The organism is Flavobacterium sp. W21_SRS_FM3 (assembly GCF_052113625.1).
GTDB lineage: Bacteria > Bacteroidota > Bacteroidia > Flavobacteriales > Flavobacteriaceae > Flavobacterium.
Window position 1 is genome coordinate 240,859 of record NZ_JBGQOD010000001.1, and the last position, 23,468, is coordinate 264,326.

Annotated in this window: 19 protein-coding genes; 6 read left to right on the forward strand and 13 right to left on the reverse strand. The window is 33.8% G+C overall.

The genetic code is table 11. The annotated features are described in order from the left end of the window. Window positions 1-35: 35 nt before the first annotated feature. From ACEN2K_RS01080 to ACEN2K_RS01090, 3 genes are read left to right on the forward strand one after another with little or no spacing between them, the layout of a single operon-like run. Window positions 36-449, forward strand: coding sequence for a hypothetical protein (locus ACEN2K_RS01080; protein ID WP_441757460.1), 414 nt, complete (start codon window positions 36-38; stop codon window positions 447-449). Between the two features lie 12 nt (window positions 450-461). Further along, window positions 462-1,004, forward strand: coding sequence for an RNA polymerase sigma factor (locus ACEN2K_RS01085; protein ID WP_441757461.1), 543 nt, complete (start codon window positions 462-464; stop codon window positions 1,002-1,004). Then, a complete protein-coding gene (locus ACEN2K_RS01090) occupies window positions 1,001-2,428 on the forward strand; it encodes a hypothetical protein (RefSeq protein ID WP_441757462.1) in 1,428 nt (475 codons plus the stop codon). The genes ACEN2K_RS01085 and ACEN2K_RS01090 overlap by 4 nt, the downstream gene beginning before the upstream one ends. On the opposite strand, the gene ACEN2K_RS01095 is transcribed toward ACEN2K_RS01090, so the two are convergent. Then, complete coding sequence (locus tag ACEN2K_RS01095) at window positions 2,387-3,175, reverse strand: lysophospholipid acyltransferase family protein (RefSeq protein ID WP_441757937.1); 789 nt, start codon at window positions 3,173-3,175, stop codon at window positions 2,387-2,389. The genes ACEN2K_RS01090 and ACEN2K_RS01095 overlap by 42 nt on opposite strands. Before the next feature lie 230 nt (window positions 3,176-3,405). Here ACEN2K_RS01095 and trpS point away from each other — a divergent pair, with 230 nt between their 5' ends. Then, window positions 3,406-4,383, forward strand: coding sequence for a tryptophan--tRNA ligase (trpS, locus tag ACEN2K_RS01100; protein WP_441757463.1), 978 nt, complete (start codon window positions 3,406-3,408; stop codon window positions 4,381-4,383). A 571-nt stretch (window positions 4,384-4,954) separates the two neighbouring features. On the opposite strand, the gene dprA is transcribed toward trpS, so the two are convergent. Then, window positions 4,955-6,055 carry a DNA-processing protein DprA gene (gene dprA, locus ACEN2K_RS01105; RefSeq protein ID WP_441757464.1) on the reverse strand — a complete coding sequence of 367 codons (1,101 nt, stop codon included), beginning with the start codon at window positions 6,053-6,055 and terminating at the stop codon, window positions 4,955-4,957. Window positions 6,056-6,158: 103 nt separating this feature from the next. On the opposite strand from dprA, the gene ACEN2K_RS01110 reads away from it, so the two are divergent. After that, window positions 6,159-7,094, forward strand: coding sequence for an SPOR domain-containing protein (locus ACEN2K_RS01110; RefSeq protein WP_441757465.1), 936 nt, complete (start codon window positions 6,159-6,161; stop codon window positions 7,092-7,094). A gap of 471 nt (window positions 7,095-7,565) precedes the next feature. On the opposite strand, the gene ACEN2K_RS01115 is transcribed toward ACEN2K_RS01110, so the two are convergent. The 10 genes from ACEN2K_RS01115 to ACEN2K_RS01160 form a co-directional block, all read right to left on the reverse strand. Next, on the reverse strand, window positions 7,566-7,874 hold the full coding sequence (locus ACEN2K_RS01115; protein ID WP_441757466.1) for an EthD family reductase: 309 nt from the start codon (window positions 7,872-7,874) through the stop codon (window positions 7,566-7,568). A gap of 191 nt (window positions 7,875-8,065) precedes the next feature. Next, window positions 8,066-8,614 carry a carboxymuconolactone decarboxylase family protein gene (locus ACEN2K_RS01120; protein ID WP_441757467.1) on the reverse strand — a complete coding sequence of 183 codons (549 nt, stop codon included), beginning with the start codon at window positions 8,612-8,614 and terminating at the stop codon, window positions 8,066-8,068. Window positions 8,615-8,691: 77 nt separating this feature from the next. Beyond that, a complete protein-coding gene (locus ACEN2K_RS01125) occupies window positions 8,692-9,255 on the reverse strand; it encodes a TetR/AcrR family transcriptional regulator (protein ID WP_441757468.1) in 564 nt (187 codons plus the stop codon). A gap of 93 nt (window positions 9,256-9,348) precedes the next feature. Further along, window positions 9,349-10,563: a multidrug effflux MFS transporter gene (locus ACEN2K_RS01130; RefSeq protein WP_441757469.1), complete on the reverse strand. Its 1,215-nt coding sequence runs from the start codon at window positions 10,561-10,563 to the stop codon at window positions 9,349-9,351. Between the two features lie 437 nt (window positions 10,564-11,000). After that, window positions 11,001-13,274 carry a helix-turn-helix domain-containing protein gene (locus tag ACEN2K_RS01135; RefSeq protein WP_441757470.1) on the reverse strand — a complete coding sequence of 758 codons (2,274 nt, stop codon included), beginning with the start codon at window positions 13,272-13,274 and terminating at the stop codon, window positions 11,001-11,003. A gap of 182 nt (window positions 13,275-13,456) precedes the next feature. Beyond that, window positions 13,457-14,032 (reverse strand): OmpH family outer membrane protein, encoded by a 576-nt coding sequence (locus tag ACEN2K_RS01140; protein WP_441757471.1) that lies wholly within the window; start codon window positions 14,030-14,032, stop codon window positions 13,457-13,459. A 246-nt stretch (window positions 14,033-14,278) separates the two neighbouring features. After that, window positions 14,279-15,127, reverse strand: coding sequence for a class I SAM-dependent methyltransferase (locus ACEN2K_RS01145; RefSeq protein WP_441757472.1), 849 nt, complete (start codon window positions 15,125-15,127; stop codon window positions 14,279-14,281). Window positions 15,128-15,328: 201 nt separating this feature from the next. Further along, entirely contained in the window at window positions 15,329-17,200 is a 1,872-nt protein-coding gene (mnmG, locus tag ACEN2K_RS01150) for a tRNA uridine-5-carboxymethylaminomethyl(34) synthesis enzyme MnmG (RefSeq protein ID WP_441757473.1), read from the reverse strand. A 172-nt stretch (window positions 17,201-17,372) separates the two neighbouring features. Further along, window positions 17,373-17,792 carry an rRNA maturation RNase YbeY gene (gene ybeY, locus ACEN2K_RS01155; RefSeq protein WP_441757474.1) on the reverse strand — a complete coding sequence of 140 codons (420 nt, stop codon included), beginning with the start codon at window positions 17,790-17,792 and terminating at the stop codon, window positions 17,373-17,375. Then, window positions 17,789-21,073, reverse strand: coding sequence for a hypothetical protein (locus tag ACEN2K_RS01160; RefSeq protein ID WP_441757475.1), 3,285 nt, complete (start codon window positions 21,071-21,073; stop codon window positions 17,789-17,791). Before ACEN2K_RS01160 ends, ybeY begins: the two co-directional genes overlap by 4 nt. Window positions 21,074-21,228: 155 nt before the next feature. Here ACEN2K_RS01160 and gltX point away from each other — a divergent pair, with 155 nt between their 5' ends. Further along, window positions 21,229-22,740 carry a glutamate--tRNA ligase gene (gene gltX / locus ACEN2K_RS01165; protein WP_441757476.1) on the forward strand — a complete coding sequence of 504 codons (1,512 nt, stop codon included), beginning with the start codon at window positions 21,229-21,231 and terminating at the stop codon, window positions 22,738-22,740. A gap of 35 nt (window positions 22,741-22,775) precedes the next feature. Here gltX and ACEN2K_RS01170 read toward each other — a convergent pair whose 3' ends face one another. Beyond that, window positions 22,776-23,417: an outer membrane beta-barrel protein gene (locus tag ACEN2K_RS01170; RefSeq protein ID WP_441757477.1), complete on the reverse strand. Its 642-nt coding sequence runs from the start codon at window positions 23,415-23,417 to the stop codon at window positions 22,776-22,778. Window positions 23,418-23,468: the final 51 nt, after the last annotated feature.

Here is a 23,468-nt window from a genome sequence, read left to right on the forward strand (position 1 = left end):
AAAAAATAAATTAGTAACCTAAACATTCTAAAACAATGAAAAAATTTATAGTACTTTTTGCCATGCTCGGCTTACTAACGTCTTGCAGTTTAGATGATAAAAACTCTGACTCCTATAGTTATCATGTTCTTCCTGTGGAAAGCTATGTTGTTCCCGCAAATTTTAAATTAGGTCAGACCTATGAAATTACTTTAAAATATCAGAAACCTACTGCCTGTTATGTTTTCGAAGGAATTTATTTTAGTAAAAATTTAAATACAAGAACCATAGCTGTTCAGGCATCTGTTAATGATGATCAAATCTGTACACAAGAAGTTCCTGCCTTGTCAGAAACTAAATTTAATTTTAATGTTACCAGTACGGGTTCCTATATTTTTAAATTTTATAAAGGAACAGACACTGATGGTAAAGATATATTTGAAGATGTTGAAATTCCAGTTGTTGACTAAAAAATAAATTCTGTGGTATTAGATCAGCTAATTAATGAATGTAAAAAAAATAAGCCCAAAGCTCAGGAACAATTGTACCATTTGTTCTCTAAAAAGTTCTTTGGTGTTTGTTTACAATATTCTAGCAATTATGCTGATGCACAAGACAATTTGCAAGATGGATTTCTGATTATTTTTCGAAAAATAGAACAATACAGTGGCAAAGGTTCTTTTGAAGGTTGGGCCAAAAGAATTATGATCAACAACGCCCTTCAAAAATTTAAAGGAGTACGGTTCATGGAGGTTCTAAACGACACCATACCGGAGGTTGAAGTTGAAATTGATGAGGAGGAGGTATCATTAGATTATTTGTTGCACATCATTCAAGAACTCCCTGATCAATACCGCATTGTATTTAACCTGTATGTATTAGACGGCTACTCCCATAAAGATATCAGTGAAATGCTTTCAATATCAACAGGAACGACAAAATCTAATCTACATAGAGCGCGCCTTATATTAAAAGAAAAAATTGAAAACCGAATAGAAATAAAGCTAGAATCATCGGCAAAATGAAAGAGAAAAAAAATATAGACCGTTTGTTTCAAGAGCAATTAAAGGATTTTGAAACACTTCCAAATGAAAAGGTTTGGCTTAACATCGCAGCCGAATTAAAAAAGGATAAGAAAAAAAGAAGGATTGTCCCGTTATGGTTTCGCTATTCAGGGATTGCTGCAGCTTTAGTTGTAGGTATATTAATGCTTAACAATATTGACAGCAATCCTGCAGGAAATAAAGAAATCATTGTTTTTGATTCGAAAAATCCTGATGCTCCTTCCTCAAAAAAGAAACTACAAGAAGACCAGTTAATCTTTAAACAAAAGATACAAACTGGAACTACAAATCCCATAAACAGTACACAAAATGAAAAAGAAAATACAACAATTGTTGCTGCCAAAAAGCAAAGTCAACAGACGAAGAATCAAACTAATTCTACAATTTATATCGCAAAAAATAATTCACCGTTAAACCCAGCAACGGCCGGTCAGCTTAGCAGTCTAAATCCAGATACAATTATTAAAAAAGAGGATGGCTCACACTCCACCAATAGTGTTGCCGCTAGTAATAGTGCCACAACCGTTACTAAAAACTATGAATATACTACTAAGCAAGTAGAAGAAATTGCTGCTAATGATTCTAAAGTTAATGCTGAAAAAACATTGAAGAATAGTAATGAACTAGAAGAAATTTTAAAAAACAAAAATAAAGACGAGCCTACTGTTGCAGCGGTTTCTGCAAAAAAATGGCAAATAACCACTAGTATTGCGCCTATTTACCTGAATCCTAATTCAGGCGGCTCACCTATAGACAGTAAATTATCTGATAATGATAAAACGGCAGATAAGAATATTAGTTTGGGCATAGGTGTGCATTATGCTATCAATAATAAAATTACGCTTCGTACAGGGATTAATAAACTAGAAATGGGTTATAACACTAATGACGTCTATTATTCCCCTGGATTTGCTTCTAATAGCTTAGCTAATATTGAATACCACTCTGCTAGTGCGATAGAAGTTAGAACCTCATCTGTATACAACTCCTTAACCAGTTCAGAAAAAGACATCCAGCTTAATGAATTAGGAAATATCAATCAAAAAATGGGGTATTATGAATTGCCTTTAGAGATTTCGTACGCACTTTTAGATAAAAAAGTGGGGATTAGTCTAATTGGTGGTTTTAGTACTTTATTGCTTGATGAAAACAAAATTTCAGTAGTTTCTTCACAATCGAATATAGCCTTAGGTGAGGCGAGCAATTTGAACAAAGTACATATAAGTTCTAATTTTGGAGTGGGTTTTAAGTACCAGTTTATGAAATCCTTTCAATTCAATTTTGAACCGATGTTGAAATACCAGTTCGACACCTTTTCTAAGGAGGATAATAATTTTCAGCCGTTATTTATCGGACTCTATTCGGGAGTTAGTTTCCAGTTCTAAATTAATGCACGAATTATATTGATTTAACCGACTCAATATAACTGTTCGCACCTCTTCTCTTATGTTTTTTCTATCCATCGGAGTTTTGCCTAAGGTGGGGATTTCACGACCAATATTTACACGCATTACTCCTGGACTTCCACTAAAAAAGGTGTAAGAAAGTCGCTTTTTATTATCTGCAAAAGTGATAGGAACAATAGGGATTTGGTGCTCAATTGCTAATCGAAATGCTCCGTCTTTAAAAGTATCCAATACAATAGACTCATCATCTGGAACTCCGCCTTCTGGAAAGATGCAAACACTAAACCCACGATTTAACCTATTTTGAGCCTGTATGAAAACATCCCTTCTACTTTTGGAACAGCCTCTATCAACTAAAATACAAGTACGCTTATAGAAAAATCCAAATAAGGGAATCTTAGCTAATTCTTGCTTGCCCACAAATACAAACGGATTTTTTATAACTGCCAGCATTAACATGATATCAGCCATAGAAGTATGATTAGCCACAATCATATAACTCTTATTTGAAACTACATGTTGCTCTTTATCAACCTTGTAATAAAAGCCCATTCCAAACAGAATAAACTTAGCCCAGATACGAGCCATTTTGAAGAAATAAGGATAGCCTTTATCAGTACTAATAGAAATTAGCAAAAAGGGAAACATAATTAAAATGGGGATAGCCATTAATACATAAAACCAAATGCGCCATAATGTCCAAAATATTATTTTAATTCCTTTCATGAGTTCAAAAATAGGAATTCCTACGATACAATTGTTAAAAACAATCAAATTTAGGCAATTGTAAAAGTGAGTATACAACGAATAATTTTAAAATAACGATATCTGCTGCTCAATTTTTAAACAGCATATCACCTAAAACAATTATCTTTAAAAACTTTGAAAAAAAACGGGGCGAACTTTGTGGTAGATAAATAAACTATGCGAACTTTGCGAATCAGAAAAAAAATATAATGGCAAAAATACTTACTGGCGTTCAAAGCACAGGAACACCACATCTAGGAAACTTACTGGGAGCAATTATTCCAGCAATTGAATTATCGAATGATCCTAAAAACGAATCATTTTTATTTATAGCCGACTTGCATTCGATTACCCAAATAAAAAATGGAGAAACATTAAGAGCCAATACTTACAGTACTGCTGCAGCATGGTTAGCTTGTGGGCTGGATGTTAACAAAGTAGTTTTTTATAGACAATCTGACGTGCCACAAACAGCAGAATTATCATGGTACTTGAGTTGTTTTTTTCCGTTCCAGCGTTTGACTTTAGCGCATTCTTTTAAGGACAAATCAGACAGACTAGATGATGTAAACGCAGGATTATTCTCCTACCCTATGTTAATGGCTGCTGATATTTTATTGTATGATGCAGAATTTGTACCTGTAGGGAAAGACCAGCTACAACATCTTGAAATCACTCGTGATGTGGCTTCTCGTTTCAACCATCAAATGGGAGAAACATTTGTTTTACCCGAGGCCAAAATTCAAGAAGACAGCATGTTGATTCCTGGAACAAATGGTGGTAAAATGAGTAAATCTGCGAATAATATTATCAATATTTTCCTTGATGACAAAGCATTGCGCAAGCAAGTGATGAGTATTGAAACTGACAGCACCCCACTGGAAGACCCGAAAAACCCAGATACTTGTAATGCTTTTGCTATTTATTCTTTGTTAGCCAATGCCGAACAACTTGCGGCAATGCGCGCTAATTATGAAGGTGGAAACTATGGTTATGGTCACGCCAAACAAGCTTTATTTGAACTGATATGCGAAACCTTCAAAACTGAAAGAGAAAAATACAACTACTATATGAACAACCTTCCCGAAGTAGATGCTTTACTTAATATAGGCGCTAACAAAGCTTCGACAGTTGCCAATGGCGTGTTGTCAAGAGTGAGAGAAAAACTAGGTTTTGAAGTGCTTTAAATCCATTAAGAAACAATTAAACAAACCCCTTTTTATTTTCGAATAGAAAGGGGTTTTGTTTTAAACGCTATATTTAGTGCTAAAAAGTAAGTCGGTACTAGTTGCAAACCAGCAATAGAGGGACGAATTAGGATGTGAAGTTAAGTTATCTAGTTAAAAAAATTAACCACAGATTCGCAGATTTAAAAAAAATTAAAAATCTGCGAATCTGCGGTTTATTTACTTCAGTTTATATCGCCTCAAACAATTTCCCTGGCAAAGACCGTACTTCGCCTTTCAATTCCATATTCAACAACATTCATGAGATTCTGTAGAGTTATCTAAGTAAAAAAATTAAACCATAGATTCACTAAATCAAAAAAATTAAAAATCTGTGAATCTGCAGTTTACTGACTTCAGTTTATATCGCTTCAACAATTTCCTTAGCAAAGGCCGTACTATGCCTTTCAACTCCATATTCAACAACAATACTGAGATTCTATAGAGTTATCTAAGTAAAAAAAATTAAACCACAGATTCGCAAAATTAAAAAAATTAAAAATCTGCGAATCTGCGGTTTATTTACTTCAGTTTATATCGCCTCAAACAATTTCCCTGGCAAAGGCCTGACCACGCCTTTCAATTCCATATTCAACAATAATCCTGAAATTCTGTAGATAGGAAAATCACAACGCAAGGCGATAATATCCATTAATTCTTTTCCGGTTTTTAGTAAATAATCATATACTTTTTGTTCATCATCATCGAGTGTGACAAACAGTTGTTTCTGTACAGGTTTAGTTTCTTTTTGAATATCCCAATTCAGTATGTAAACCAAATCAGCGGCGCTAGTAAGCACATTTGCTTTTTGGGTTTTTATTAGGTTGTTACAGCCCTGACTATATTTGTCGGTTACGCGTCCCGGAACTGCAAAAACATCGCGATTGTAATCATTGGCCATATTTGCCGTAATTAGGGAACCACCTCTATCAGCTGATTCAATCACAATTGTTGCTTCAGACATTCCCGCTACGATTCGGTTTCGACGAACAAAATTTTCCTTGTCGGGATTCGAGGAACTCCAAAACTCGGTCATGAAACCGCCATTTTCTTCTACTTTTGCAACATATTTTTTATGGGTTTTGGGGTAGATTTGGTTCAAACCATGCGCCACTACTCCAATAGTTTGTAAATTATATTCCATAGCCAGCTGATGTGCCACGATATCCACACCATAAGCGAATCCGCTGACAATGATGGGATCCAGCGGAGCCAAATCTTCAATTAATTTTCGGCAAAATTCTGTTCCGTAAGAAGTAATTTGTCGCGTTCCCACAATACTAATCACTTTACGATTTTGTAAGTTGATAGTACCTGAACTAAATAACAACAACGGACCATCAAAACAATGTTTTAAACGCTCTGGATACTGATCATCTTGAAAATAGGCAACATTGATGTTATTACTTTTAATAAAATCCAGTTCTTTATTTGCTTTATCAAAAACCGTTTGGTCTTTTAGATTTTTTAGTAATAAGGAACCTACGCCATCTATAGCAGTCAACTGCTTTGATGAAGCACTAAAAACAGCTGCTGCGCTACCACAATGTGTCAATAACTTCTTGGCCATGATGTCGCCAACTCCTTCTACCCTTTGCAGGGCTAATAAGTAAAATAAATCCTGTTCTGTCATGCTAAATATTTGTAGCTGAAAAGTATAAAAATTTTAGTTCAATTGTTAATAAAAATTGTGAATAAAATTTTGATAACTATTTTCATTGTATAACTTTGTAAGTATGAATATCCAACCTTACATCGCCCAGCTTTTATATCGTTACCAGTGTGTTACCGTTCCCGGTTTCGGTGCTTTTTTGACCGAAATTCAGTCGGCACAGTGGGTTGAAAGCGCAAATTCATTTTTTCCACCAAAAAAAATGATTTCTTTCAATGCAAATTTGAAAAACAATGATGGTCTATTAGCCAATCACATAGCTCAATCAGAAAAGACTTCTTACGACTATGCCGTAAGCGCTATTCAATATGAAGTAGTGAGCTGGAAAAAGGCCTTAGAGGAAAATGGAACTTTGTCTATTAAAAACATTGGTGAGATCACGCTTAACCAAGATAATAATTTGGTTTTCAAACCATCTGATCAAATGAATTATTTATCCAGTTCGTTTGGTTTGAGTTCGTTTGTTTCTCCCGTAGTGAAAAGAGAAATCTTTGAACAAAAAATTGATTCTCTTGAGGAAAAAGAAGTAATTGCTTTTGAACCAGAAGAAAGAAGTACACCATCTTATTTAAAATATGCTGCTATTTTTGTTTTGGGCTTAGGTTTAATTGGAAGTGTTGGCTATCCAATTTACCAGAACCAAATTGCCACAGAAACTATTCTAGTAGAATCAGCTGTTCAAAAACAAGTTGAAAATAAAATTCAAGAAGCTACCTTTTTTATCAAAAACCCTATGCCGGCAGTGACACTTTCTATCAAAGAAGGAAAAATGCCTTACCATGTAGTAGCAGGTGCTTTTAGAGAAGAAAAAAATGCTGAAAAAATTTATAAACGTTTGTCTGAATTAGGATACAAAGCGCGCAAAATAGCTCCTAATAAACATGGTTTGTATCCCGTATTGTACGGAAGTTATGCAACATTTGCTGAAGCAGAACAAGCAAAAAGAGAAATTCAAAAAAAGGATAATCCAGAAGCGTGGCTTTTGATTGAGTCTTTGTAAAACGAATTTCATTTACAATTTAAAATACCCCCAAAAAGCGTTATGCTACTTGGGGGTATTTTTTTTTGAAGCTTTTTCCAGCTCTACACTGTATCTCTTATGGCTCCCGATAAGTATCGGGATGCCATAAGAGGATGTCGCTTCGATCTGGGCTACCGGGACTCCTTTTCAAAAAGAATTATTCTATAGCCATTAGCTAAAGCAATATCACAAGAAACCACAGCTTTTCAAAATACAGCACTCAAATTTCTTAATAGTAACGCGTAAAGAAAAAAACTAGATCAGATGGATCTAAAAGCACACCCAATCCTCTTTTTTATACGTTTTAACGCATTAATTACCTCATTTAGCTAATAAATATTGTTTAATCCAGAATTCGTGCTTATACAGCTTGTTTTGTCCAAATAACGGTAGCGGCTAACGAAAGAATCCTAAATCGCTTTTAGCTGTTAGTTGATCTGTACTAAAATATTAAAGAATTTCACTAATTTGAATTTCCCCTTCAACATTTGTGTAGTTAGGGACATCTGCAGCAAATTTTGCCGCATGAGGAGCAAAAGCCGCTTGAAACGAGGCAACCGAGTCAAATTTTAAATCGACAACAGCTACATAAGGCGCTTTTTCGCCTGGAACTCTGCCTGCAATTCCCACTGAAAATTCCATACCTTTTAAAGCACTGCCCAGAGACTCAGCCACCATAGGGAGATGTGAGTTTTTATAATAATGGGTATCAAATTTTGTATCGCTACTGTTAGGATACATTACACTTACTTTTATCATACTGTCTATTTTATCATTGTATTACAATCACATCTCTTATCTAAAATAAGGAACAGTATTCAATCACGATCCCACAGCCTGAGCTGAGTGGAGCTCTTTATTGTGCAGCGGAGCGCAACAATAAAAGCGGGAACGGAGCGCGGAATAGCTGCCCAAATAAAATAAGGTTTAAAATTAGGTGTATTGACTGTTTATTTTGACCAAGCAAATTTCTTAAATGCCGCGTCAACTGGCGTATTTGCAATGTGGTTAGTGTAATTACTAATTATTTTTTGAGACAATCCAAGAATGATTTCTAATAGTTGTTGTTCTCCGTAACCTGCTGTGTAAAATGCATCAAGTTCTGCTTGAGCAACTTGTCCACGATTGCGGACAATTGATAAGGTCATAGTGCGTAAGGCTTCTAATTTGGTGTTGGCCAAAGCAGTTTCATTACGCAAAGATTCGGTGATATCATTGTCTACTTTCATCATCGCCGCTATTCCCGTATGCGCGGGTACGCAATAATGACAGGCGTGCTCAACGTTAATTGTTTGCCATACTACTGTCAACTCTTCTTCATTGAAGGAGCTATTCACAAATAATTCATGTAAAGTCTGGTAGGCTTGAAGTATTCCTGGAGCCCCCGCTAAAACGCCGTGAAGCCCAGGAATCATTCCATATGCTTTTTGAGAATTCTCTAATAATGCTTTGCTACCTTCTGGTGCTGACTCGATGTTGTGAACTTTTAAAGTGGTCATACGTTTTAATTTTAAATATTATTATTACTGTTACGTTATTTCTAAGCAATTGCTTAGTTTATAGTCAAAAAAAAAGCCTAGATGTTACTGAAAGTTAATTCAATATAATCCTCAATTTCTTTAGAACTGTTTACCCTAGTCGCTGCTGCTAAACCATGTTTTGCTAATAGTAGATAGTTCGCTTGTTTTTCTATGGTAGCATCATCCTTAGAAGTATTTGTTTTTAATTTTTTTATGAAAATTGTTTTAAGGTTATTCATAAATTCGGTCATTTGATCCTGAATGATTTGGTCTTCAGTATCAGCAAACTCATTGTAAGTATTGGTTAATAAACAACCTTTTTGTTCCCCAACGGTAGCTGGAAAAGCAACTGAATCATAAAAAAAAGTTTTTATGTCATTAACCCCGTCTGTTCCGTTTTGTAATTTTTCGAAAATAGCAAAGACTTTGCTCTTATAACATTTTAAACTTTCTAAAAAAACCCCGTGTTTACTACCAAAACTGGCGTAAATAGAAAATTGATTGATACCCATTTCCTTTTCCAACATACGTACGGAGGTATTCTCATACCCATTGCGCCAGAATAAAGACATTGCTTTTTCTATTACTTCTTGTTCGTTATATTGTTTACTTCTAGCCATGACTATTTTAATTCTGATGCAAAACTAAGCAACTGCTTTGTTATATAAAAATTATTAACGATTTTTAACATTCCGTTTTAAATATCTGGAACGTTAGAGTTGTGTAAATCTTCTTTTCTCGTCTATTTTTAAATACATTAATAAAGAAATAGCTAACGCTGCACAGACAGAAAAACCTATAAACAACGGCAAGGCCGTATCAGCAATAAAGCGACCAATATAGATACTGATGGGTACTGCCATGATAGTTGAAATAAAGCCCGTTACTGCTGCTGCGATCCCTGCAATGTGACCCACAGGCTCCATCGCCATAGCACGTACATTCCCAAAGAGGAAACCAATACTAAAAAATTGCAAAGCAAAAAACAGCAGCAAGATGCGCACATCAGGATTAGGGCTATTATAAAACAGGCCAACATATACCGCTGAAACCACAAAGAAAGAGATAAGAGCAACGGTAATCAATTTCTCCATTCCGTATTTTAAAACTAGGACTCCATTTAAAAAAACTGCTGCACCAATTGCAATAGCTAGTCCAGCAAAAATGTATGGAAATTCTTCCTGAAGGTTGTATTGGTTCTGAAAAATCTGTTGGGAACTACTTAGGTAAACCATAAATGATCCTGTAATAAATCCAGAGATTATTGTGAAACCTATAGTCTTTTTAAATTTTAGCAATTCTTTAAATTCTCCTATAAATCCTTTACTCGAAAAAACTTTCTTGTTTTCAATAGACAGCGTTTCAGGCTGGCGTTTAAAAAACCATAAAGAAACCAGAAGACTGATAATGACTTGAATGTAAAAAATGCCATGCCAGTTATAATAATCGAGAACGAATTTGCCCATTGCAGGAGCAACCACGGGAACGAGTATAAATACCACGGTCACAAATGACATTATACGCGCCATATAATCACCACTGTACATGTCACGAATTATAGCAATGCTGATCGTTCTAGGAGCCGAAAGACCTATTCCTTGCAAAATCCTCCCTATGACCATCATTTCTAAACTTTGGGCATTGACACAAATAAAGCTGGCGATAATAAACAAGCCAAAACCCATATATACTACTGGTTTTCTCCCTAAGCTATCTGAAAGCGGTCCAAAAACTAGCGGTCCAAATCCCAGACCAAGAAAGATCATGGTGATGAGTAATTGATTGTCAACTACGTTAGTTGTACCAATGGTTATTCCAATAATCTCTAGCGCGGGTAAGAGTGCATCAATGGCTAATGCCACCACTGACATTAATGAAGCCATTAATGCTACGAATTCAAATTGAGAAGTCTTACTGTTTTTTTGCATTCCGCAAAAATACAGTATTGAATTGGTTTCTTGCTTGTTTTACTGAATTCTAATGTTATAGAATTTGGAAGCTTTCGGCTGATTAGTGTATTTAAACTTTAAAAAAGCACATAGCATTTAAGCCTACTTTATTATGCTAGTGCCGCTGTTCCATCTAGTTTTCATTTAATTTGAAAATGATTTCTTTAAAAATAATCGTAGTAATAATACCGTAGAAAATGGGATTTTTACAAGATTTTTAATCTAAAGACATCTAGTTGATTCATTGAAGCTATGTGCTATATTTCTAAATTCAAGAATGAAATAAATATATAAAATCTATAGCCCCGATAGCAGTGAAAATCCTTTACTTTTGTTCTTAAAAAAAGAAAAGATTGCAACGTATAGCGGGAGCAATCATTCTTAAAACTTGGTATGTTTTGCTCCTAATTATAAAACTAATTCAAACTTGCCTTGAACATTCTAAGTTCATCCCAACTGTATTTCTCACCAAATTGTTCCTTCATAGGGCTAAGCGATTCTTCCTTATAATGTTTAAAAGCTCCAGTCAACTCAATTATCTTATCCTCAGCTAAGATGTCTTGAACATTGATTTTCTTGGACTGAATAAGTTTAACCAAATGGCTTTCTATGGTTTGTGGTGTTAATTTACGAATGGTCGCTATATCTTGAATAGAATTTTTAGCTATCCACAAGTCGTATGTTTCTTCTACAGTTGATTTTTTGGGTGCTTTTTTATCCGTCTTTTTCTTTGATGTATAGCGTTCCAAGTCTTTATCATCTTCAATCAGCGTCACATGTACTTTCTTGAATTGCTTTTCTATGGCTTCTTTTTTCCTAGGAATGTATTTCTTGATTTCATCAGAAGTTAGTTTTTCTTTCGAAATGGTTTCGCCAGCAACTACGGTTTCAATCAGTAATTTAGCTTTCATTAATCGCAATACAGCTTTGGTTTGCAACTCTTCCAGAACGCTCAATTCCTCATAGAAAGCTTTGACTTTCTTGACGCGCTTGACTTCCTCAAGTTTCCATAAAATTTCAAAAACTAAATCATCCATAGGTTGTAAGAAATAATCAAAGGCAGCCTGGATTCTTTCTGACACATGTATTAAGTCGACAGTTTCTGTATTAAAAATTTTATTGAGCTGATGAATAAATTTTTTGGATGGATCCAAAAGCCCATCCATAGCATCTAATTGTTTTGTAGCCCACAAGGCATGCTTAGATTTCTCTGAACTTTCAGATTTCTCCGAATAACTGTATTTATGATTGCGCCATTCTTGAGCCAAATCAGCCCAATCAAAACTGTTTATCAAATAGTTATGAATAAAATTTTTAGTTTCAAAATGCAATGAGTTTTTCAAGAGCTCCTCAGTAGCCTTATTCTGGGCATAATCCATCACATCTTGGTCATTAGAAATTCCGTTCATTCGTAGCGGAGAGAGTAAAATTAGCCCCTCTAGTGAACGTAAACGTGACAAAGCAACATATGCTTGTCCAGGCATAAAAACTTGCGAAACATCAATCGCAGCTTTGTCAAAAGTCAAACCTTGACTTTTATGTACCGTTATTGCCCAAGCCAGCTTTATAGGATAATGTACAAAAGTGCCTAATACTTCCTCCTCTATTTCCTTTGTGGTGGGATCTACTTTATAACGAATATTTTGCCACTCGTACTTATCTACTTCTATTGTTTTATCTTCATCTGGAAAATACACAGTGATTTCTTGCATACCCAGATATTTGATTATACCCATTTTACCGTTGAAATAATTTTTTTCAAAAGATAAATCGTTTTTTACAAACATCACTTGTGCACCAATTTTTAATTGTAACTGTGATTCAATTGGATAAATCTTCTCTGGAAAATCACCAACAATTTCTGGTTTGTAAGTGATCAACTCTCCTTTCAAATCTTCAAGTGCCTGTGCATTCATTGCATCGGCTTTTGCATTATGAGTGGTCAATGTGATGTAACCTTTATTTTCTTTCAGGTCAAAATCAGGTTTAACGTACTGATTCAGCACAGCAACATCTTGCTGCGAAATCTGATTGTTGCGTAAATTGTTCAATACCGAAATAAAGTCGGTATCCGTTTGACGGTAAATTTTAGATAATTCTATATATAAAGGCGGACTTATTTGTACAGCGTGTGAGTGGAAAAAGAATTTTCCTTTGTAGTAATTACGCAAAATACGCCACTCTTCATCACGAATAACCGGTGGCAACTGTAGTAAATCTCCTATATATAACACTTGTACACCACCAAAAGGGCTAGCTTTTTTACGAACGGTTTGCATCATATAATCCATAGCATCCAGTAAATCAGCACGGAGCATACTTACTTCATCAATTACCAGCAGTTCCATATTTCGAATCACCGATTTCTTTAAACCACTCATTTTAAAATGCCTGCGCAAAGTATCCTTAGATTCAAACTTCACGGTATCTGTAAATTGAGAGTCGACATTAAATGCGGGAATAAATCCTCCAAAAGGCAATTGGAACATCGAATGAATGGTCACTCCACCAGCATTTAAAGCGGCGATTCCTGTAGGTGCTACAACCACAGTATTCTTATGGGTTGTTTCTATAATTTCCCGTAAAAGCGTTGTTTTTCCAGTACCCGCTTTCCCTGTTAAAAAAACAGAACGCTGCGTTTGATTGATAAATTGTAAAGTATAAGCAGCAGCTTCAGAAATGGTTTGCATTAGGCGATTAAATTTAATAGTAATAAGATGGCATGTAAGTGACTACTGCAATGTTTTTAAAATCAAGTAAAAGTAAGAATTTTTTAAAGGAATTAAATTGATCAAACTTAGAAAATAACCAATTAAAAAAGCCTTCATTCTTATCATAGAATGAAGGCTTTTAATTAAACTAAAAAAAAGAACTATTTTTTAGCCTCTTCTTTTTCTTCTTCTTTATCAGCTGCTTTAGCAGTAGACTTATATTTGTCATTTAATGCTTTTACAATATCTTTTGTGATGTCGTATTTTTCCTCAGCGTATAATACTGAAGCCGCATCACCTGTACCATAGATATAAGCATAACCTTTTTCTTTACCGTAAGCTTTGATGAATTTTTTAACTCCTGTAACTAAAGTATCCATTTCTGCACCACTTTCTTGTTGTAATTGTTGAGACAATGCTTGTTGTGCGTAGCTTAGTTGTTGTTCTCTTTTTTGCAATTCAGCTCCTCTTTTTTGAGCCCATTCTTGACCATTAGCTTGAGCTTGCTTTTGAAAATTAGCAGCGTCTTGTTTAAAACGGTTAATTTCTGCCTCTAGCTGTCTTCCTTTTTCTTCAGACTGTGCTTTATATTTTGCTTCAAGATCTTTAGCCTCTGTATATTCTTTCATTAATACCGACGTATCCACGTAAGCTGTTTTTACTTCTTTAACTTCTGCAGTCTTGTTACAAGCAACAACTGAAATAGACATTGCGATAATTAATAATACTTTTTTCATTTTGGTTTATTTTGTAATTTAATGTGTGTACGACAAAAATATAAAAAAATAGATAGTAACCTAAAAAACTTTAAAAATTAGAAATTATTTAGATCATTAGGTTTTACTATTACTATTTTACTTTCAATAATTTATTCTTATTAAAATTGACTTTAATAGCGCTTTTTTAAGCTAAAATTTATAAAAAGCACACATAATATACTTTTTGATAGCAATTCAGCCTTTAAATAAGCCTTAAATTGATTTTTAACTGTTTTTGAGTACGTAAATATGAGAGGAATACTCTTTACTAGTGATAGCTAATAGATTTGATTTCAAACCTACATATATTGCTTTAACATAATTCATATTTCCTGATTTGTATTTCTCAGATAGTAAACTCACATAAAATGAGTCAAACTTCATAGGAAGAATTTTTTCGAGTTTCATTTTTTCTTTTGCAAAAAGCAGTTTTATAGATTTTTTAGAAAAGTGCCAAAAGTGAATTGGCACATCGTAGGCTGCCCAATAAGATTGATAATGTATAGCATCGTACGATTTAAAATTGGGTACAGCAATTATTAACGAACCATTTGGTTTTAACAATCTTTTCAATTCTGTAATTTGTTGTTCTAAGTTTGGTACATGTTCTAACACATGCCACATCGTAATTACGTCAAAAGAGTGATTTTGTAATTCTAGTGTTTCATTTACAAAATCAACACCTTTACTACTGCCTATTGCTTTCGCTTTTTCATTTGGCTCCACTCCTATAGTTTGCCAGCCATTATTTTTAGCGACCGACAAAAATTCTCCTGTTCCAGCACCAATATCTAAAATACGCCCTTTTGCTGGTTGCAGTGAATTTATAAGATCCAGTTTGTTTTTTAAAGCAATATTTTTTACAAAATGATACGCTTTTTCAAACAAGGATCTTTTACTATCCGTATGTGAAATGTAATCCTCGCTTTCGTAATATTTTCCAAGAGTTGCAATACTGGGTTGCGGATGTGTAATTAACATATCTAGATTTTCATCGTGATATAGTTCAAAAATTTCTTTTGAAACGGAATGATCTTTTACAGTTAGAAAATGCTTTTTATTAGAAATGTCCATTTATTAAATTATATACTATTTATATTTTTCAAACCAAACCCTAAAAACATTTAAAGTGCTTTCAGGGATTTAATGTATTTATTTTTAAAACTATTCAAGTACTACAAGGGTTTTGAGCGTAGTTTCACGTGGAACAAAATTTAAATAGAGATATTATGAGTCATTCTACTTCTATCTCAAAATTTAAAATTGAATCCTTCTCTACCTTCCCATGTAAATCAATAATACAGAAATATCACTTGGCGAAACTCCACTTATTCTTGATGCTTGTGATATCGTTATGGGTCTAATCTTAGTCAACTTTTGCTTAGCTTCAATTGACATAGATTTAATTTTATGATAATCAAAATCTTCTGGTATCTTCACATCTTCAAGTCGTGTCAATTTATCAGCATTGTTACGTTCCTTTTCTATATAACCTGAATACTTAACTTGAATTTCTGCTTGTTCCAAAATTTCCTGATCCACATCATTTTCTTCAACGTATGTTTTCACTTTATCAAACTTCATCATATCCGTTAAGTCAATTTGTGGACGAGAAAAGACCTTGAACATTTTATCTCCTTGCGAAATCAAAGCGGTTCCTTTGGATTCTAAAATAGGATTTGCTTCAGCCATAGAAATACTAGACTCTCTAAAAAAGGCAACCAATTTTTCAGATTCTTTTAATTTGTGCTCCATTCTACGCAAACGCGCTTCCGAAGCCAAACCTATTTCATATGACATTGGTGTTAATCTGAAATCGGCATTATCTTGTCTTAATAAAGTTCTATATTCAGCACGTGAAGTAAACATTCTATAAGGCTCTTCGGTTCCTTTAGTGATCAAATCATCAATTAAAACACCCATATAAGCTTCGTCTCTTTTTAGAATTAATGGTGCTTTTTCATTCACTTTCAAATGCGCATTGATACCCGCCATTAATCCCTGAGAGGCTGCTTCTTCATAACCGGTAGTTCCATTAATCTGTCCAGCAAAATACAAACCTTCAACTAACTTAGTTTCTAAAGTATGCTTTAACTGCGTTGGTGGAAAATAATCGTATTCGATGGCATAACCGGGACGCAAAAACTGTACTTTTTCAAAACCCGCTACTGAACGCATTGCTTTAAATTGGATGTCAGCAGGAAGGGATGTTGAAAAACCATTTACATAAACTTCACAAGTCTTCCATCCTTCAGGTTCAATAAATAATTGATGTCTTTCTTTATCAGCAAAACGATTTATTTTATCTTCGATAGAAGGACAATATCTTGGGCCAAGACTTTTAATTCTTCCATTAAACATAGGGGAACGATCAAAACCTTCTCTTAAAATATCATGCACATCAAGAGAAGTATACGTCATATGACAAGATCTTTGATGAACCAATGGAGATGTAATATCTGAGTATGAAAACTTATCTGGTTTAGCATCCCCTTTCTCTTCATTCATTTTACTAAAATCAAGAGAACGACCATCCACACGAGGAGGTGTCCCTGTTTTCATTCTACCCGATTCAAAACCTGCTTTAATTAAATCTTCGGTAATTCCATAAGCAGCTCCTTCTCCTGCCCTACCTCCTCCAAATTGTTTGTCACCTACATGAATTAGACCGTTCAAAAAAGTACCATTAGTCAAAACAACCGACTTTCCTTTTATTTCAATTCCGAGTGAAGTTCGCACTCCTTTTATCTTTCCATCTTCAATGATCAACCCCTGTACCATTTCTTGATAAAAATCTAAATTAGGAGTTCCCTCTAACATCATTCTCCACTCTTCGGCAAAACGCATACGATCACTTTGAACTCGTGGTGACCACATAGCAGGACCTTTGGACTTATTCAACATTTTAAATTGAATTGCTGTTCGATCCGAAACTATTCCCGAGTATCCACCAAGCGCATCAATCTCCCGTACAATTTGCCCTTTAGCTATTCCACCCATCGCAGGATTACATGACATTTGCGCTATATTTTGCAAACTCATCGTAACCAATAAGGTTTTTGAACCTAAGTTGGCAGCAGCGGCAGCAGCTTCTGAACCAGCGTGACCCGCACCTACAACAATAACATCGTATTCTTCTTGAAACATATTCTTATAAATTAACCCAGTTTTATTGGGAGTGGTATTAAAACACAGCAACTAAATTCTTAATCAAAATAATAGCACTGCCAATTGTTCCACGTGGAACTTTGTAAATTGCAAAATTAAAAATATCTAATGTTCCACGTGAAACATTAAGTATATTTTAGGACAGAATAAATTATTGTTTCACGTGGAACAACAGTAACTTTTCATCTTCCTTGCTTCTCATTGTAACTTCATCTGCTACGGTTTTGTCTTTATAACCACAATAGTGTAATAAACCATGAACAATAACACGTCTTAATTCTTCGTCAAATGATACCTTAAAGTCTGTCGCATTATCCTTAACACGCTCCACGGATATAAAACAATCACCGCTAATTTCATTTCCCATCGTGTAATCAAAACTAATCACATCAGTCAAGGTATCATGATCTAAATACTCGACATTGATTTTATGCAAATATTCGTCATCACAAAATATGTAATTAATCTCACCTTCTTTCTTGTTTTCTGAGACAATAACTTGAGAAAGCCAATTAGTGATAGCGGCTTCATTGTCTAGAGTAAACTCATTCTCGTAATTAAAATTGATCATTTTTTATTAAAATATTCTTGAACCTTCTGGTTAAAATTGGAGCGCAAAGGTAATGATTGTCTATTTAAAATCTCTATGCTATTTAAATAATCTAACAAGGCGTTTGGCAGTGGTTTAGAATTATTAGAAAACTCTTTTTTATTACTTTCAGACTGGCGCTTGTTATCTTCTCCTTGCTCCTTAATCGCGGAATCTAATTTCAATAATTCACGATTAATATTTACAGCTTTTTGAATCGTCTCATTATTGAAACCTTTAGACAGTAATTGCTTTTCCAATTGCTTCATAAGTTCCATAGCATTCATTCCATCTCTCGATAATCCTTGTTTTTTTAATTCGTTTTCAAGAGATTCCCTTAATAATTGTTGCTCTTTATAAATCTCTAAAATAGCTTTTGCATCACCTTCACCATCTTTTCCAGACTCAGCACCATTAGCTGGCATTTCACCTTTTTTATCTCCAGGATCTTTTCCAGATTCAATACCCTTTTTTATTTTATCAGTAAGACCATCCTGCTTTTGTATAATATCAGGCAATTGCATTCCTGCCCCTTGACCAGGTTTAGGATTACCAGAACCCGGATTAGACAAACTCATCTGCATGCTATTTAATATATTACTTAAAAAATCGCCCAATTTATTAGCAGCAGAAATGGTATACTGCTGGTGAGAAACTCCTTTCCCAAATTGAGTATCAGTAAAACTATCTAATGACTTGTCTATATTATATTGCATATTCCCAACTTCTACAGTAACCTCTTCAGCAATTTTAGGATTACGTAGCGACATGGCAAATAAACTATCATCAATATGTTTGAATTGTTCTTTTAAATCTTGTTGCCATTTTATTTTTTTACTCACCGCAGGAGAAGAAACTTTTAAGCTTTTTACCTGCTTCATTAGCTCTTCTTGGGAAAGTGAAAATGCTAATAAATTATCTAATATTTGTCGTAAAGTTTTCACATCTGCTTCTAATTGTTCTTTTGAACCTGATTCCAAACTTTCAGACATTTTGTTAGCCATAGACTTCATCGTCTTAGCAGCACTTTTTTGCTTAGGAGCAGCTTTTTCTTTGTTTGATTTTTGTAGCTGTTCCATCGCTTTATTCAAATCCTCATCTATACTTTTCTCCTTATCAGCATCGTTAGGAATAGAAATAGGAGATTGTAAATTCTGGTTTTCTTTTTTAAGATCCTTCAATTCTTGTTGAATAGCATCAAAATCCTTGTTCACCTGGCCTTGTTTTTCTAAATTGTTTTTATCAGAATCTTCAGCAAGTTTATTTTGCTTGTCTGCCAACTTAGATAGCTTATCTGCAATTTGCTCAGCTTTCTTTTCAACATAATATTTCTTCGTAAGCTCTACTAATTGTTTTAAATTTTTGACTTGATTTTTACTATTTTGCTTGAATATATCTAATTTAGAAAGCAACTCTTCATTCTTTATTTTATCATTAAGATCTTTTAACTCGTCTAATAGTTTATTATTTTCTTCAAGATCCTTATTGGTTTTATCTAAACGTTTTTGTAAAGCTTCTTTGAAATCGTCTTTTTTATTCTCTTTAAACTGATCTAAATTATCTTTCATTTTATCAGTAAACTGCTTCATTAAATCATCCTGTTGCTTTTGCCTTTTAATAAAATCTTTTACTTCTTGCTGATCTTTAAATTCAAATTTATCTTTTTCCTTACCTGATTTTTGCAATTTTTCTAATTCAGACAATTGTTTGGTTTGCTTATTTAATGAATTTTCTAAACCTTTAATATTGTTGTTTTGTTCATTAAGAATTTGCTGCTGTTTTTCTGAGTCGGTAGCAATACGACTAGAGAAAACTGAAGATTTAGTACTTTTAAAATTATGCAGTGCATCATTATCATAGACTTCAAAATAGTACTCATAATCTACACCCTTCTCAATGGTTAAATTACTTGGAAAAGAAAAAACAAATTGATCATAGCTACCACCTTTGACAGCAATTGTTCCACGTTTAGCATTTGCTATTTTACCATTTGGATAATAAACAATGTTTAATTTTGAGATGCCATAGTCATCAGCTATTTTACCTAAAACAAAGTTCTTATCTACATGCAAACTATCAGGAACTGTACCTACTTCTATACTTGGATATTGATCTTTAATGACATTGAGCTGATAATCTAGTTTTTCGTGATTTTTTACACTGGCATTTGAAGTAATTATTTGATAATCTGTGTTTTGAAAAATATTTTTTGATAAAATAAAGCTTTTATCTTGTTTTGTAAACGACGAACTCGTATTTTGATGAGACCAAACCACATTTTGAGTTGCCTCTGTTATAATTTTCCATGTGACAGTTGTGCCTTCAGGCACCACAGCATTACCAGAGCCTTGACTAATTTCAGACTTCCTATGTAAATAAGCTGGAAATTTTAATAGCATTTCGAAGTTAGAAATAGTGGGAACTTGAACAACTTGCAATTCATAATCAGAGGAGGAAACTTTATTAGCCTCAAGATGAAACAGCATATTAGCCGTTGGATTAGAAATAGTATATTGAAATTCACCCGCCTTAGTACTTTCTAAAAAATAACTTTCATTGTTTATAAAAATCATTACGTTTTCAGGAACAACATTCCCTAAAGTTTTAACCCTTACTGTAAAATCTTTATGCTGTTCTGTTAGCAAACTTTTATTTAAAACAACAAATTGAAAAGGAGCTGGAGGTAAAAAAGCAGCATCATAATGCACTACCCTATTAAAACTTTGAGAAATAATATTAGTATTACCAGATACATAAAAAAGCAAGAAAAGAAGAACAGGAACTACAGCTAATGGAAGGTATTTCTTGTTCGAATTAAAATTAACTGCATTTGTAAAAGGGATGGGTTGCAAAGCATTTGCCTTTTGTGCAATCGAAGCTAGTAATAATTCAGAATGTTCTACATCTGGATTGGTATTAGAAAGTTGTAGAAAATTAGTCAAAGTATCCTTAACGTCAGCAAAATGGTTACCAATAATAATAGATGCTTCACTGTGTCCAAGTCCCTTTTGTAATTTGAACAATTTAAAGATGGGAAAAACTATAAAACGAACAAGTAGAAAAACTTCAAAAAGTATAAAAATCCAAAATAAAAACGTTCTCCCTATTGGCTTAAGCCAGAGAAAATATTCAATAAAAAGTATCAGCAGAAAATACAGTAAACCAAAACCAATAAAGAGTACCGTTCCTCTTATCAATTCATTTAGGTAATACTTCTTAATAAAGCCCTCTAGCTTTTGATAAATTAAATTTGAACTTTCCACAATTAACAATTGATTTATATAACCAATAAAAGTAACAATTTATACCAACAATAAAATACTAAAACAAAGCTATCTTGAAAATCATGGCATTATCCCTTTTTCAAATTAATAAATTGAGTAATTGAAATTGTATCTTTGCATCAAAATTTACAAAAATGTCAAAGCAAGTTCGTGTGCGTTTTGCACCTAGTCCTACAGGGCCATTACATATTGGCGGAGTTCGTACCGCATTATTTAATTATTTATTTGCCAAAAAAAATGGCGGTACCTTTTATCTTAGAATCGAAGATACTGATCAAAATCGCTTTGTTCCAGGTGCCGAAGCATATATTATGGAAGCATTAGAATGGTTAGGAATTGCTCCAGATGAAACTATTGGCAAAAATGAAAAATTTGGTCCTTACCGTCAAAGCGAAAGAAAACATTTGTATAAAGAATATGCTGATCAACTAATTCATTCTGGCTGGGCATATTATACGTTTGATACAGCAGAAGCTTTAGACGCACAAAGAAAAGCGGATGAAGAACAAGGAAAAACATTTATCTACAACCATACAATAAGAGAAAAATTAGATACTTCATTAGTACTTTCAAAAGAAGAAACTGAAAAACGTATTGCTGATGGAGAACATTATGTTATCCGTTTTAAAACTCCTGTTGCTGAAACTTTACATTTAAAAGATATCATTCGTGGTGATGTGAAATTTGAAACTAGCTTACTTGATGACAAAGTATTGTTTAAAAGTGATGGAATGCCTACCTATCATTTAGCCAATATTGTAGATGATCACTTAATGGAAACTTCACATGTTATCCGTGGTGAAGAATGGTTGCCATCAATGCCTTTGCACGTTTTACTTTATAGAGCCTTTGGTTGGGATGCACCAGAATTTGCTCACCTGCCTTTAATATTAAAACCAGTTGGGAATGGGAAATTATCAAAACGTGATGGAGATAAGTTAGGATTTCCTGTGTTTCCTCTAGAATGGGAAGATGCTTCTAACGGGACAAAATCGATGGGTTACAGAGAAAACGGATTCTTCCCTGAAGCTGTAGTTAATTTCCTAGCGCTACTTGGTTGGAATGATGGTACAGAGCAAGAAATATTTACCTTAGCAGAACTCGTTGAAAAATTTGACTTGAATAGAGTACACAAAGCGGGTGCTAAATTTGATCCTGAGAAAAACAAATGGTTCAATCACCAGTATTTAATGATACAAAAAGAGGAAGATTTAGCCAAAGCCTTCTCCCCTATTCTTATTGATAAAAATATAGATGTCACTAAATATGATTTAGTCAAAATAGTTTCATTAATAAAAGAACGTGCCCATTTTGTATCAGAATTCTGGGAAATGAGTGATTTCTTTTTTGTAGCGCCTACTGAGTATGATGCAAAAGCCAAGAAAAACTGGAAAGAAGAAACTCCTGCTTTAATGCAAGAACTAATTAGTGTTTTGGAAAAAATTAGTGATTTTACCTCTGTGAATATTGAAACAATAATAAAAGACTGGATGACCAAAAATGAAATTGGAATGGGTAAAGTAATGCAACCTTTCCGTTTGAGTTTAGTGGGAGCACTTAAAGGACCTCACCTTTTTGACATCGTTGAAGTTATAGGAAAACAAGAAACAATTAGCCGACTTCAGAAAGCAATTGCAACTATATAATTACAAAAAAGCTTCCGTTATAACGGAAGCTTTTTTTATAAATAAAAGATAACATTTGCATTTACTATGCTTGCATTACCCTTGAAATTGTAAGTTGCATTATCCTTGTTCAAGTTATCGAGCATGTTATTAATTCCATATTGATACGAGAGGTTTACCCTAAAGTGCTTCACCCCTGCTGTTACTCCTATAGTTGGATAAAAATTAAATTTAGAAATATCAACAATATCTTTGGCTAGTAAAGTCGTACCGTTAATAGCATTATTCTGCTGATCAGTATCAATTTTAAATTTACCATTTACTTGAACTAATGGACCTAATTCAACTGTTAAATGGTTTTCTATAATTACATAACTTAATTGAAGAGCTATTTGAGCCGCAGCTAATTTATAGTTAACATTTTCACTCACTACACCAGCTTTCGTAGTAGGAATAGTAAAATTAGTTTCACTGAACTGTAAAGCATAAACCATATCCCAATTATTATAAAAATTTCCTCTTATAGATAGTCCTGCATTCCACCCCATTTCAGGATTTGTTGGAAAGTTATCAGTGTTTAAATCAAATTGATTTGCACCAATGGTAATACCAATTCGGTTAGCATCTCTATAATTATACTGAGCAGAAAGAGACAAGGAAATAAAAAGAACTAGTAAACTAAATGTTATCTTTTGCATATAAATCAAATAAGTAAGACAAACCTAAAGAAATTTCGTAATTTAACAGTA

Coding starts and splice junctions, on each gene's coding strand:
- ACEN2K_RS01125 (WP_441757468.1), bottom strand. CDS start 9,255: ATGGCTAGAAGTAAACAATATAACGAACAAGAAGTAATAGAAAAAGCA.
- mnmG (WP_441757473.1), bottom strand. CDS start 17,200: ATGTTTCAAGAAGAATACGATGTTATTGTTGTAGGTGCGGGTCACGCT.
- ACEN2K_RS01170 (WP_441757477.1), bottom strand. CDS start 23,417: ATGCAAAAGATAACATTTAGTTTACTAGTTCTTTTTATTTCCTTGTCT.
- gltX (WP_441757476.1), top strand. CDS start 21,229: ATGTCAAAGCAAGTTCGTGTGCGTTTTGCACCTAGTCCTACAGGGCCA.
- ACEN2K_RS01140 (WP_441757471.1), bottom strand. CDS start 14,032: ATGAAAAAAGTATTATTAATTATCGCAATGTCTATTTCAGTTGTTGCT.
- trpS (WP_441757463.1), top strand. CDS start 3,406: ATGGCAAAAATACTTACTGGCGTTCAAAGCACAGGAACACCACATCTA.
- ACEN2K_RS01145 (WP_441757472.1), bottom strand. CDS start 15,127: ATGGACATTTCTAATAAAAAGCATTTTCTAACTGTAAAAGATCATTCC.
- ACEN2K_RS01110 (WP_441757465.1), top strand. CDS start 6,159: ATGAATATCCAACCTTACATCGCCCAGCTTTTATATCGTTACCAGTGT.
- ACEN2K_RS01080 (WP_441757460.1), top strand. CDS start 36: ATGAAAAAATTTATAGTACTTTTTGCCATGCTCGGCTTACTAACGTCT.
- ACEN2K_RS01115 (WP_441757466.1), bottom strand. CDS start 7,874: ATGATAAAAGTAAGTGTAATGTATCCTAACAGTAGCGATACAAAATTT.
- ybeY (WP_441757474.1), bottom strand. CDS start 17,792: ATGATCAATTTTAATTACGAGAATGAGTTTACTCTAGACAATGAAGCC.
- ACEN2K_RS01130 (WP_441757469.1), bottom strand. CDS start 10,563: ATGCAAAAAAACAGTAAGACTTCTCAATTTGAATTCGTAGCATTAATG.
- dprA (WP_441757464.1), bottom strand. CDS start 6,055: ATGACAGAACAGGATTTATTTTACTTATTAGCCCTGCAAAGGGTAGAA.
- ACEN2K_RS01095 (WP_441757937.1), bottom strand. CDS start 3,175: ATGAAAGGAATTAAAATAATATTTTGGACATTATGGCGCATTTGGTTT.
- ACEN2K_RS01090 (WP_441757462.1), top strand. CDS start 1,001: ATGAAAGAGAAAAAAAATATAGACCGTTTGTTTCAAGAGCAATTAAAG.
- ACEN2K_RS01135 (WP_441757470.1), bottom strand. CDS start 13,274: ATGCAAACCATTTCTGAAGCTGCTGCTTATACTTTACAATTTATCAAT.
- ACEN2K_RS01120 (WP_441757467.1), bottom strand. CDS start 8,614: ATGACCACTTTAAAAGTTCACAACATCGAGTCAGCACCAGAAGGTAGC.